Annotated in this window: 10 protein-coding genes; 6 read left to right on the forward strand and 4 right to left on the reverse strand. The window is 72.4% G+C overall.

Annotated elements, in window-relative coordinates:
• Positions 1–119: 119 nt before the first annotated feature.
• Entirely contained in the window at positions 120–2,501 is a 2,382-nt protein-coding gene (locus ACZ63J_RS01240) for a helix-turn-helix transcriptional regulator (protein ID WP_465400491.1), read from the forward strand.
• A 48-nt stretch (positions 2,502–2,549) separates the two neighbouring features.
• Entirely contained in the window at positions 2,550–2,981 is a 432-nt protein-coding gene (locus tag ACZ63J_RS01245; protein WP_465400490.1) for a DUF6292 family protein, read from the forward strand.
• A gap of 4 nt (positions 2,982–2,985) precedes the next feature.
• On the opposite strand, the gene nicT is transcribed toward ACZ63J_RS01245, so the two are convergent.
• Positions 2,986–4,095: a Nickel transporter NicT gene (gene nicT, locus ACZ63J_RS01250; protein ID WP_465400489.1), complete on the reverse strand. Its 1,110-nt coding sequence runs from the start codon at positions 4,093–4,095 to the stop codon at positions 2,986–2,988.
• A 235-nt stretch (positions 4,096–4,330) separates the two neighbouring features.
• Between nicT and ACZ63J_RS01255 the strand changes: the two genes are divergently transcribed.
• The 4 genes from ACZ63J_RS01255 (at position 4,331) to ACZ63J_RS01270 (ending at position 9,150) form a co-directional block, all read left to right on the forward strand.
• Positions 4,331–5,944, forward strand: a complete 1,614-nt coding sequence (locus ACZ63J_RS01255; RefSeq protein WP_465400488.1) for a DUF4331 domain-containing protein — start codon at positions 4,331–4,333, stop codon at positions 5,942–5,944.
• A 64-nt stretch (positions 5,945–6,008) separates the two neighbouring features.
• Positions 6,009–7,322 carry a tetratricopeptide repeat protein gene (locus ACZ63J_RS01260; protein WP_465400487.1) on the forward strand — a complete coding sequence of 438 codons (1,314 nt, stop codon included), beginning with the start codon at positions 6,009–6,011 and terminating at the stop codon, positions 7,320–7,322.
• Entirely contained in the window at positions 7,319–8,824 is a 1,506-nt protein-coding gene (locus ACZ63J_RS01265) for a nickel/cobalt transporter (RefSeq protein WP_465400486.1), read from the forward strand. The genes ACZ63J_RS01260 and ACZ63J_RS01265 overlap by 4 nt, the downstream gene beginning before the upstream one ends.
• A gap of 2 nt (positions 8,825–8,826) precedes the next feature.
• Positions 8,827–9,150: a hypothetical protein gene (locus ACZ63J_RS01270; protein WP_465400485.1), complete on the forward strand. Its 324-nt coding sequence runs from the start codon at positions 8,827–8,829 to the stop codon at positions 9,148–9,150.
• On the opposite strand, the gene ACZ63J_RS01275 is transcribed toward ACZ63J_RS01270, so the two are convergent.
• The 3 genes from ACZ63J_RS01275 to ACZ63J_RS01285 form a co-directional block, all read right to left on the reverse strand.
• Complete coding sequence (locus ACZ63J_RS01275; RefSeq protein ID WP_465400484.1) at positions 9,147–9,677, reverse strand: sigma-70 family RNA polymerase sigma factor; 531 nt, start codon at positions 9,675–9,677, stop codon at positions 9,147–9,149. The genes ACZ63J_RS01270 and ACZ63J_RS01275 overlap by 4 nt on opposite strands.
• A 109-nt stretch (positions 9,678–9,786) precedes the next feature.
• Complete coding sequence (locus ACZ63J_RS01280) at positions 9,787–11,673, reverse strand: ABC transporter ATP-binding protein (protein WP_465400483.1); 1,887 nt, start codon at positions 11,671–11,673, stop codon at positions 9,787–9,789.
• A gap of 69 nt (positions 11,674–11,742) precedes the next feature.
• Positions 11,743–12,756, reverse strand: a complete 1,014-nt coding sequence (locus tag ACZ63J_RS01285) for an NlpC/P60 family protein (protein ID WP_465400482.1) — start codon at positions 12,754–12,756, stop codon at positions 11,743–11,745.
• Position 12,757: the final 1 nt, after the last annotated feature.

Consider the following 12,757-nt stretch of genomic DNA (forward strand, 5'->3'; position numbering starts at 1 on the left):
AGTGTGGCGTGGGTCTCTTCCCGAGAACGGGGGCCCGAACTCCCATCTGTGGTGCCGCGTGGGCTCGAACCCGTACGGGTGACCAGAGCGGATCACCGCGTTCGGAGGTGCCGGCCGTCATGAAGGAGCTGCTGCCCGCGCAGCTGCACGACCTGGTGACCGGGGTCGACACCCGTCCCGCCGACCCGGTCCGGGTGATCCTCGCCGGCCCGCCCGGACACGGGAAGTCGACGCTGCTGGGCGCGATCGCCCGGCACTACCGCGCAGCCGGCGTGCCCGTGATCGGCCGTGACGAGCTCGCCGGGGACACCTCCGCGGCCGGTGCGGCGATCCTGCTCGACGACGCCGACACCCTCACCGGCGCCGCCCGGGAAACCCTCGCCGGCCTGGCCGGGCGCACGCCACGGCTGGTGCTCACACACACGCCCGGGGCGAGCGGGTCCCTGGCCGCGGGGCTGGTCGGCCCCGGGGTCCGGCACATCCGGCTCACCTCGTGGACCGTCGCCGACATCACCCGGTTCGCGCAGGGGGTGCTCGGTCGTGCGGTCCCGCCCGAGCAGGCCGCCTCCCTGCACCGGGCGACGGCGGGAGTGCCGCGGCTGGTGACCCGCTGGCTGCGCGCGTCCGGTCCCGGCGAACTGGTCGACGAGCTGCGCGCCCGGCTGGACCTGCTCGGCGAGCCGGGACTGACCTACCTGGTGGCGGCCGGCGCCGGGGGCAGCCGGGATCTCGAGGTCCTCGCGGCGGCCCTGGACCAGGACCGCGACGACGTCTCCGCGGTGGTCGCCCAGGTCCGTGCCGCCGGGCTCCTGGCCGCCGACGACACCGTGCCGCCGGTGACGGCGCGGGCGGTCCGGGACCACGTCGGCGTGGACCGCGCGCTCACCGTGCTGGTCCGGATGCTCGACGTCCTGCTGGCCGCCGGCCGGCCGGTGCTGCCGGTCGCCCGCGAGCTGCTGCGGCTGGGGGCCGCCGGCGAGACCGTCCGCGCCGGGCTCGAGGCGGCGGCCGCGGAAGTGCTCACCGGCGAGCCGGCGCTCGCCGCCGACCTCTACGCGGCCGCGGCGCGGGGCGGCAGCTCCCGGACGCGGCTGGCCGCCGGCTGGGCTGAAGCCGCGGTGCGGTCGGGGCGGCCCGGCACGGCGCTGCGGCTCGCCGACGAGCTCCTGACCTCCGAGATCCCCGAAGAACGGACTCGCGGCGCGGTCGTCGCGGGGACCGTCATCGCCCGCCGCGGCGACCTGGCCCGGGGCGCCGAGCTCCTGCGCTGGTCGGGCGAGCCCGGGGCGAGCCGGCTGGCGGACCTCGCCGGCCTCGCGCTCGGCGAGGACAGGCCCGGCGCGCCAGAGACCGGGACGCCGCTCCCGGCCCACGGCCATCTCGCCGGGCAGCTGCTGGACGGGATCCGGGAGTCCGTGACGGGCCGGGCCGAGGCCGCGCTGGCCACCCTCCTGGCCGCGGCCGACTCCGCGGCGGCCGCCGGCGCCGGGCACCTCCTGCCGGACTCGCCCGCCGCGCTCGCCGCCCTGGTGGCGGTGCACACGGCCGAGTTCGACCTGGCGCACGGCGTCCTCACCCGCGCCACCGGTGGCGAACGGCACACGCTCCTGCTCGGCTGGACGGCGATGCTCCGCGGCGACCTCGCCGCCGCGGAAGCCCACCGGGCGGCCGTGCACGGCCTGGACGTCGAGCTGGCTCCCCGCGACGAGCTCTTCCTGCGCACCCTCGAGCTCGGGCTGGCCCGGCGCGGCGAGACCCCGGACGCCGTCCGTACGGTCTGGCCCGCGGCCTACGACGCGATGATGCGCCAGCCGGTCGACCTGTTCACGCTGCTGCCCCTCGGTGAGCTGCTCGTCGCGGCGGCGCGGGTGGACGAGAGCGCCCGCGTCACGGCGCACCGGGCTCGTGCCGTGGCGCTGCTGGACCGGCTCGGCTCGCCGCCGCTGTGGTCGACGTGGCTGAACTGGTCGATGTTCCACGCCGCGGTCCTGGCCGGTGACCACCAGATCGCCCGCGACGCCCTGCACCCCCTGACCGCGGCGACCGGACGTCCGGCGCCGGCCCTGGCCGCGGCCGGTGCCGAGTGGCTCGCCGTCGTCGAGGGCGCGGTCGACCCCGGCGCCGTGCTGGCCGGCGCCGAGCGCTTGCACCGCGCCGGGCTCCGGTGGGACGCCGCGAGGCTGGCCGGGCAGGCGGCGATCCGCGCGACCGACCGGACCGCGATGGTGACGTTGCTGCGGGCCGCCAAACGCTTCTCCTCCGGGGTCACCAGCCGGCCGGCCACACCGGGCCCGTCCGCCTTGCCTGCGCTGACCCCGCGTGAACGCGACATCGGGCGACTGGTCGTCGAGGGGCACACCTACCGCGAGATCGGGGAACGGCTCCACATCTCGGGCAAGACCGTCGAGCACCACATGGCACGCATCCGCGGCAAGCTCGGCGTCACCGATCGCCGCACGATCGCGACGATGCTGCACGGCCTGCTGGGCGAGGCGGTCTGACCGCGGCCGGATCGGCGCGGCCGGGGTGACGCGGCTACCGTGGCGGACATGGAGTCCTCGGAACCGGACCTGATCCGGGCGCTGGAGCGCGGGCTCGGTGCGTACGTGCAGGCGGTGGCCGCCGCGATCGGCGTCCCCGCGGAAGGCACGACGGTGGAGATCAGCGACACGGCCACGGCCTACCTCGGGCTGTCCCGCCCGTGGCCGGGCCGGCCCCACCACGACGTGATGCTGCTGTGGAGCGAACGCCGCGGCTGGACGGTCGCGATCGAGACCGCGCCCAGCGAAGAGCCCGACGTCGTCGCGAGGTGGACGGGCGACGAGCTCGTGCCGCCGCCGAGCGAAGTGCGGGCGTTCCTCGATGCGGCCGCGGCGGGCGGGCCCGGGGGACAAGCGGGCCTCGAGCCGGCCGCCCTCAGCCGCCGGGTGCTGGCCCGGCGGCTCGACGAGTACGTCCCCGCCCGGACCGGCGAGCCGTAACCGGTCAGCTTTCCGGCGTCGTCGCGGGGCGTGACCACTTTTCCTCGACGTGCCAGAATCGCCAGATCGCGAGCGCCGCCAGCCACGTGCCGACGAAGAGCCCGACGATCACAAAACCGACGTGGTCCAGGTCCACCTCGGCGACGGCCGCGAGCGGGCCGGTCGTGATGCCGAGCTCGGGCACGAGGATGGACAGCAGCTCGATCGTCCCGATGATCAGGGCGATCGCGACGGACAACGCGGTGATGGTGATGTTGTAGAAGATCTTGCGCACCGGCTTCGCGAACGCCCATTCGTAAGCGAAGTTCATGAAGCACCCGTCGGCCGCGTCGAAGAGGGTCATGCCGGCCGCGAACAGGATCGGCAGCACCAGGATCGCGTACCAGGGCAGGGAAAACGCCGCGGCGCCTGCCGCGAGGACGAGCAGGCCGATCTCGGTGGCGGTGTCGAACCCGAGTCCGAAGAGGACACCGACCGGATAGATGTGCCAGGGCTTGCGGACGGCTTTGGTGACACCGCCGAGGATTCGGTTCATGAAGCCGCGCTTGTTCAGCTGAAGCTCCAGTGTGGCCTCGTCGAAATCGCCGCCGCGCATGTCGCGGAAGACCCGCAGGATCCTTACCAGGACGACAAGGTTGACGATCGCGATCAGGTACAGGAAGACGCCGGACGTCGAGGTGCCGATCAGCGTCGTCGCCTGGTGCAACGCCGATCCGTCGTCGGTCACCTGACCCGCGAGCGCCCGGATTCCCAGTGACAGCAACAGGCACAGCAGGAAAACGACGGTCGAATGCCCGAGGGAGAACCAGAAACCGACCGAAAGCGGCCGTTTTCCCTCGGCGAGCAGCTTGCGGGTGGTGTTGTCGATCGCGGCGATGTGGTCGGCGTCGAAGGCGTGCCGCATGCCGAGCGTGAACGCCGTGACCCCCAGACCCACGCCGAAAACGCCGGTGGAGCCCAGTGCGTAGTGCTGTGGTGCGACCACGAGTCCGAGCACACCCCAGCCGACCAGGTTGAGCGCCAGGATGACCGTGGCCATGCCGGCGATGGACCGCCAGTCGCGGCGGGACAGCGTGCGGCCGCCGGTGGGGGAGGCGCTGGGGATGGTGTTCATGGCCGCCTCGCGTCCGGGGAGTTGGTGAGCGGAATATCTGCGACCCTAGACAGATGAACAGGCTGAAAGCAATGCCTTTCCGGTTTCACCTGTTCGGTGGTGAACCGGACCGCGGACGTCTCCGAATGGTTCGTGCTCGCCCGGAAAACGGGAGAGCGAGGGCACTGTTTCCGCATCGGGCGGGAGCGACCCGGAACGGCGCCGGCGACGGTGCCGTCTGCGAAAGGTCTGCTGCATGCCAGTACAGCTCCCGTCCCGCCGGACCCGGCGTGTGGGCCTCTCCCTGCTCGCGGTGGGGAGTGTGGTGCTCACGAGCGCGCTGGTCGGCCTGGGAACCGATCTCGCCGCCGCCTCGAGCCACCGCGAAGCGCCGCTCATCGCCGGCGACCCGCCGGTCGACAACACCGACGTCTACGCCTTCGTCAGCCCGGACAAGCCGGACACCGTCACGCTGGTCGCCAACTGGTACCCGTTCGAGGAGCCCAACGGCGGCCCGAACTTCTACCCCTGGGCCACCGACGCCCACTACGACATCAACATCGACAGCGACGGCGACGCCAAGCCCGACCTGACCTACCGCTGGACGTTCAAGACCGACGACCGCCGCGGCAAGTCGACCTTCCTCTACAACAACGGCCAGGTGACCTCCCTCGACGACGAGAACCTGCTGTTCCGGCAGAGCTACAACCTCGACGTCATCGACAAGTACGGCCGCTCGAAGAGCCTGGTGCGCTCGGGCAAGACCGCGCCGTCGAACACCGGTGCCGCGTCGATGCCGAACTACGGCGCGCTGCGCGACCAGGCCGTGACGAACCTGCCCGGCGGCGGCAAGAGCTTCGCCGGCCAGGCCGACGACTCCTTCTTCCTCGACCTGCGGGTCTTCGACCTGCTCTACGGCGGCAACCTGTCCGAGGTCGGCCAGGACACGCTGCGCGGGTACAACGTCAACACCATCGCGCTGCAGGTCCCGAAGTCCGCGCTGGCGCTGAACGGCAACGCCACCCGCAACCCGGTCATCGGCGTGTGGAGCGACACCGAACGGCAGTCGCTGAGCATCAAGACGCCGGGCAAGGACACCCAGGCCGGCCCGTACGTCCAGGTCTCGCGCCTGGGCAACCCGCTGGTCAACGAGGTCGTCGTGCCTGCCGGGCTCAAGGACAAGTTCAACGCGCTCACCCCGGACCAGGACCACAACGTCCCGGACCTGGTCAGCCGGGTCACCGACCCCGAGGTGCCGAAGCTCATCCAGGCCATCTACGGGATCCCGGCCCCCGCGACCCCGCGCAACGACCTCGCGGAGATCTTCCTGACCGGCGTCACCACCAAGGCCGGTGGCCCGATCAAGGCCGATCTCAACTCGCAGCTGAACAACGCCGACGTCAACGCCAAGAAGTTCACGCCGTCGGAGATGCTGCGGCTCAACACCGCGGTGCCGGTCGCGGCGAACCCGAACCGGCTCGGCGTCCTCGCCGGTGACCTGCAGGGCTTCCCCAACGGGCGCCGGCTCACCGACGACGTCGTCGACATCGAGGTCCAGGCCCTCGAAGGCGCCGCGCAGACCGGCGTCATCGTCCCGGCGCTCGCGACCGGGGACAAGGTCAACGCCAACGACGTGCCGTTCGGGAGCGCCTTCCCGTACGTCGCGCTGCCGCACAACTCCGCGGTGAACGCGGGCGGTGGCGGCGGAGGCGGGGCCGTCGGCGGGAGTGCCACGTCAGGAGGAGCCGCCGGTCCCGCTGCCGGCGCCTCGTTCCCGGTCAAGCCCGCGCTCGGCGGCCTGGCCGCCGCGGTGCTGCTGGGATCGGGCGTGTGGCTGCTGCGCCGCCGTCCCGGGACCGCGGCCGAATAAGTCCACCGACGCCGGTGGCGGGTGTTCGGCACCCGTCACCGGCGTCCGGCCGTGAGGTCTCCGCATGTCCGAACGCTCCACCCGCCCGCGCCGGATCCTGGCGGTCGTCGTCCTGGTCGCCGGTGCGGTGACGCTCGTCGCGAGCGTCTCGGCCGGGCAGTCCGCGCCCGCCACCGGGCCCGCGCCGGTCCCGGTCGCGCAGGACACGCTCACCCACAGCATCAGTGTCGCCCAGGACAAGCTCCGCCGGGCGCCGCAGGACCCGCTCACCTGGGCCCAGCTCGGCACGGCCTACGTCGAACAGGCCCGGATCACCGCCGACCCCGCCTACTACCCGAAGGCGCAGGGCGCGCTCGAGAAGTCCTTGCAGCAGCAGCCCGACGCGAACGGCGCGGCGCTGATCGGAATGGGCGCGCTCGCCAACGCCCGGCACGACTTCGCCACCGCGAAGACCTGGGGCGAACGCGCGGAAGCCGCGTTGCCCGACACCGCCGAGTCCTACGGCGTGCTCGCCGACGCCCTGACCCAGCTCGGCGAGGCCGACGCGGCCACCGACACGATCCAGCGGATGCTCGACCACAAACCCGGCGTCTCCTCCTTCACCCGCGCCTCCTACGACCTCGAGCTGCACGGCCGGATCGACGACGCCCGGGCGGCCCTGCAGCGCGCGGTCGCCGACGCCACCAGCGCGAGCGACGTCGCGTTCTGCCGCTACTACCTCGGCGAGCTCGCCTTCAACTCCGGCAAACTGGACGACGCCGCGAGTGAGTACGACCAGGGGCTGGCGGTCGACGCGCAGAACGTCTCGCTGCTGGAAGGCAAAGCCAAGGTCGCCGCCGCGCGCGGCCGGGTCGACGAGGCGCTCGCGGGCTACCGCGACATCGTCGCCCGGGTGCCGTTGCCGCAGTACCTGCAGGAGTACACCGACCTGCTCGTCGCGGCCGGGCGCAAACCCGAGGCCGAACAGCAGTACGCGGTGCTCGACAGCCAGCAGCGGCTCTTCGCCGCGGCCGGCGTCACCGACGACCTGACCGCGTCCGCCGTCGCCGCGAGCCGCGGGGACAACGCCGGGGCGCTGACCCACGCGCAGGCGGAATGGGGACGGCGGCAGAACGTGCTCGTCGCCGACGCGCTCGGCTGGGCCCTGCACCTCAACGGCCGCGACGCCGAGGCGTTGCCCTACCTCGACCGCGCGGCGTCCCTCGGCGGACGCACCGCCGCCTTCGCCTACCACCGTGGTTTGACCCTCGCGGGTCTGGGCCGCAAAGCCGACGCCGTCGCGGCTCTCGCGGAAGCACTCGACATCAACCCGTACTTCTCTCCGGTCGGCGCGCCCGACGCGCGGCAGGCGCTCGAAAAGCTCAAGGCGGCACGATGAAACGGCTCGTGGCCGTCCTGTTCGGACTGCTGGCGCTCGGGTTGCTCGCCGCGCCCGCCGCGGAGGCCCACCCGCTCGGGAACTTCACGGTCAACCACTACGACGGCCTGACCCTGCGTCCCGGCGGGGTCGACTTGCTGTCCGTTGTGGACAGTGCCGAGATCCCGACCGTGCAGGACAAGCCGTCCATCGACACCGACCACGACGGAATCGTCAGTGCCGCCGAGGCTGGTACTCGCGCGGCCGCTGACTGCGCGGCCCTGCTGTCGGCCACACCCGTCACGGTCGACGGCGGGAACCTGGCTTTGACACTGCGGTCCAGCACCCTCGAGTTCCCGCCGGGGCAGGCGGGGCTCCCCACGAGCAGGCTCACCTGCGCGATGTCGGCGCCCGCCCGGCTGGACCGGGCCGCGACACTGGTGCTCCGCGACGACTTCCGCACCGACCGGATCGGCTGGCGCGAGATGACCGCCGTCGGCGACGGCGTCCGGCTCCCGGCCGACGGACTGCCGACCGCCAGCGTCAGCAACGAGCTGCGCGCCTATCCCGACGACCTGCTGGCCAACCCGCTGAACGTCCGCGAAGCCACCCTGCGCGTCGAACCCGGCATCGGCGGTGGCGCTGCGGCCGACGTCGCCCCGCACCTCGGCCCGCTGGACGCGGTGGTCGGCACGGTCACCCGGACGTTCACCGACCTCGTCGGCGCCGACGACCTGACCCCGGCCGTCGGGCTGCTGGCCGTGCTGCTGTCGCTGGTGCTCGGCGCGTCGCACGCCGCGTTGCCCGGGCACGGCAAGACGTTGATCGCCGCCTACCTCGCGGGCAAGCGGGGTTCTACCCGTGATGCGCTCGTGGTCGGCGCCACGGTGACGGTGACCCACACGGCCGGGGTGCTGGTGCTGGGGTTGCTCATCAGCGGGTCGAGCGCGCTCGCGGGGGAGAGCGTGCTGAGCTGGCTCGGTGTCGCAAGTGGACTGCTGGTGACGGGCATCGGCGTCTGGCTGCTGGTGTCCGCGGTGCGCAACCGCGCGAAGCGGGTCGTCGAGGAGCCGGTGCTGGTCGCCGTCGGAGCCGTGGCGGAAGCACACGGACACGGGCATGGGCACAACCACGGGCACGGACACGGACACAGCCATGGTCATGGGCATGGGCATGGACACGGACACGGCTTCGGGCGTGGCGGGCTGATCGGGATGGGGGTCGCCGGTGGGCTGGTCCCGAGCCCGTCGGCCCTCGTCGTCTTGCTGGGCGCGGTTGCGCTCGGCCGCACCTGGTTCGGTGTCCTGCTGGTGCTCGGGTACGGGTTCGGCATGGCGGCGACGCTGACCGCCGTCGGCCTGCTCCTGGTCCGGCTGCGCGACCGCCTGGAAACGATGCGCCGCATGGACCGCCTGCGGGCCCGGGCGGCCCGGCTGTCGGGCTGGATGCCGGTGCTCACCGCGACACTGGTGCTGGTGGTCGGGCTCGGCCTGGCCGTCCGCGCCGCGACGGGAAACGGATGACGATGCGCACGACCCTCGCCCTGGCCTGCTGTCTCCTGGTCGTCTCCTGCTCGGCCGCCGCGCCGGATCCCGGGCCGGTGTTCGACAACGAGGGCAACCAGGCGGTCGGCTGCATGAAGCACCAGCCGACCGGTCCGGGTGCCCGCTACCGCGACCCGGCGCGGGTCCGGACGGACGAAACCCTTCCGCTGCTTCGGTATTACACCGCCAACGGCCGCAAGGCCTACTGCGACCGCGCCGCGCCGTCGGACGCCGACCGGGCGTGGGCAGGTGTGTACGTCAGCCTCGGCGCGGACCGCGCGAACGTCGCGGGGATCCTGGCCTAGCGCGTGATCAGGCCGCGGAGCTTGGCCGCGGCGAGCCGGACGCGCGACTTCACGGTGTTGACCGAAACTCCCAGTGTGGCGGCGATTTCGCGGTAGGTCACCTGGTCGACGTAGGCCTGGGTCAGCAGAGTCCGCTGCTCCGGCGGCAGCTGGGCCAGCGCCTCCCGGATCCGGCCGGCCTCGACCCCGTCCAGGACATGCTCGCCCGGGTCGGGTTCGGTCGGGATCAGCGCCTGCCGCGCGATCAGGGTGTCCCGCTCGCGTGCGGCCTGGGCCGACCGGACCCGGTCGACCGCCCGGCGCCGCGCGATCATCGTGACCCACCGGGCGCCCGTGCCGTGCGTTCCGTCGAAGCGGGCGGCCGTCGCCCAGAGCTCGAGGAACGTCTCCTGAGTGACCTCTTCGGACTGTGCGTGGTCCTGCACCACCGCGAAGACGGTGTGGAAGACGAGCCCGAAGAACTCGCGGTACAGCAGCTCGAAGGCGGACCGGTCGCCACCGGCCACCCGTTCGAGCAACTCTTCCATGGACCTGTCCCTGCTTCGGCTGTCCTACCGGAAAGGCGAACGACTTTCAGCAGCGAGGTCCGGGCTGCCTCTTCACGGAACGTTCGAGGCACAGCCGGGGGGAGCTTGGTCAGGCGGCGGGGGAGCGGTGCAGGGTGCTGCCGTCGCGGAAGCGGACACCGTCGGCGCAGCGGACTTCGATCTTGCCGCCGGCGAACTGCTCGGTGTAGAGCTGCGCGTACAGGCCGTCCTGGGCGAGGAGCTCCGCGTGGGTGCCGCGTTCGACGATCCGGCCGTCCGCGACGGCGAGGATCAGGTCGGCGCCCAGGATCGTCGAGAGCCGGTGGGCGATCGCGATGGTCGTGCGGCGGTGGGTGGCCGCCTCGAGCGCCTGCTGGACGAGCCGCTCGCTGGTGGTGTCGAGGGCGCTGGTGGCCTCGTCGAGGATGAGGATGCGCGGGTCCTTGAGCAGGACACGGGCGATCGCCAGCCGCTGTTTCTCCCCGCCGGAGAGGCGGTAGCCGCGCTCGCCGACGAGGGTTTCGTACCCGTCGGCGAAGCTCATGATCCGGTCGTGGATGTTGGCGGCGCGGGCCGCCTCCTCGAGTTCGGCGTCCGTGGCCTCGGGTTTGGCGTAACGGAGGTTGGCCGCGACGGTCGCGTGCAGCAGGTAGGTGTCCTGGGTGACCATTCCGATCGCGTCGGCGACCGAGGTCTGGGTGAGGTCACGGACGTCCTGCCCGTCGAGCAGGACCCGGCCGCGGGTGGTGTCGTACAGGCGGGGGACCAGGTAGGACATTGTGGTCTTGCCCGAGCCGCTGGGTCCGACGACGGCGACGAGCTGCCCGGGTTCGACGACGGCCGAGACGTCCTGCAACGCCCAGCGGCGGGTCTCGGTGTCGGTGGTTTCCTCGGTTTCGTCGGAAGCCGGGTAGGCGAACCAGACCTGGTCGAACTCGACTCGTCCCGTCGGGTCGTCCAGGGTGCGGGCGTCCGGCGCGTCGACGATGCGCGGGTTCAGGTCGAGGTAGGCGAAGATCCGCCCGAACAGCGCCAGCGAGGTCTGGACGTCGAGCGCCACCCGCAGCAGGTTGACGGTCGGGAACAGCAGCCGGGTCTGCAGGGTGGTGAACGCGACGATCGTGCCGGCGGTGACCGCGGCGCCGCTCGCGTTGGCGATCAGCAGCCCGGCCACGAGGTAGACCAGGGCCGGCGTGATGCCGAGGAACGTCTGCACCACCGCGAAGAACGACTGGCCGGTCATCGCCTGGCGCACCTGCAGGTCGACCTGCCGGGCGTTTTCGGCGGTGTAGCGGGTGACTTCGTCGGCCTGCCGGTTGAACACCTTGGCCAGCAGCACCCCGGACACCGACAGCGACTCCTCGGTGATCGCGGTCATGTCCGACAGCGACTCCTGGGTGCGCCCGGCCAGCCGGCGGCGGACCCGGCCGACCCGCACCTGCAGCAGCACGAACAGCGGCACCAGCGCGACCGCGACGATCGTCAGCTCCCACGACAGCAGCACCATCGCCACCAGCGCGGCGACGACGGTGACGACGTTGCCGAGGATCGAGGTGGCCGTCTCCGACAGCACGGTCTGCACCCCGCCGACGTCGTTGGCCAGCCGCGACTGGATCGCCCCGGTGCGGGTCGCGGTGAAGAACGCCAGGTCCATGCGCTGGAGGTGGGCGAACAGCCGGGTGCGGAGATCGGCCATGACGCGGTTGCCCAGCAGCGTGGTCTGCCAGGTCTGGAACACGCCGATCAACGCGCTCACGAGGGGGATCGCGATCATCCCGGCGACCAGGAGGACCAGCAGCCGCACGTGGACGCCGCTGCCGTCGGTGGGGAACAGGGCGCGGTCGAACGTGGCCTGGGTCAGGAACGGGGTCAGGATCCCGAGCCCGCTGGACACCAGCACCGCCAGCACCGTCGCGACCAGCGCCGTCCGGTAGGGGGTGAACAACGCCCAGACCCGCCGGCCCAGCCGTGCCGGCGCCGGTTCCTCGTTCGTCATCGGTACCTCCCGCCCAGCGGACGGTACTGGAACTCCCGTTCGACGGCGAACCAGCTGCGGCGCGACGCGTCAGATGCGTTTGGCCGCGCGGAACGCCTTGGCGTAGGTGCCGGACCCGTCGATCAGCGACACGCCGCCCGCGTCGCCGAAGGTCGGTCCGTTGGCGACCTTCCGGCTGGACAGCACCCGGTGGTGACCGTCGCTGTCGATGCCCAGGTAGATGCCGGTGTGGGAGACCTGCGAGCCGAGCTGCGGCTCGAGGTTGAAGAACAGCACGTCGCCCGGCTGGAGCGTGCTGAAGTCCGTGGCCTGCTTCTTCGCGTCGTGGACGACTTCGGTGCCCGGCCCGAGCTCCGAGAGCGCCCACGCCCGGCGCGGCAGGCCCGGGCCCTTGGTGTTCGTCCCGAGCAGCGGGTAGCCCGACCGGTAGCCGTACACCATCCGCACGAAGCCGGAACAGTCCAGCGACCGCGCCCGCGCCGGCTCCGCGGCCTCGTGGACGCCGCCCGGGAAGTCCCAGCCGATGCCCAGGTAGTCGTAGAAGTCCGACTTCTCCAGCCGGCCCTCGGCGCTGTCCGGGCCGAAGTTGGCGTCCCCGCCGATCCGCAGCTTCTTGGCGATCTGGTCGGCCGCGCCGTCGGTGTACTGCAGGGCGATCGCGAGGATGTCCGGGTCGGTGTCGCCGATGGCCTTGGGCAGCCAGTCGGTGAACCACTGCTGCTTTTCCGCACCCGCCTGCCACACTTCGGGCGCGAGCCGGATCCACGCCGTCGAGGTGATGCTGACCTTGGTGAACTTCGGCTCGGTGAAGGTTCGCGAGCGCCCGGTGATCATGACCGTGCGGGAGCCGTCGGTGAAGGACGCCAGCTGTGCGCCCGCCGCGTCGCGGACCACGGTCCGGGCCGGGCCGTCCAGCCGCTCGTAGGTGTACCCGCCGGTGACCGCCGCGCCGGACGGGGCGGCCGACGCCGAGATCGCCGTGATCTCCTGTTCCCGGTCTTGTGCGAAGTACAGCGCGGCCGCGCCGGACACGCCGATGACCGCGGCCAGCACGCCGATGCGGATCGCCCTGCGCAGTGCCATC

It is taken from the genome of Amycolatopsis sp. NPDC104863, assembly GCF_055582965.1.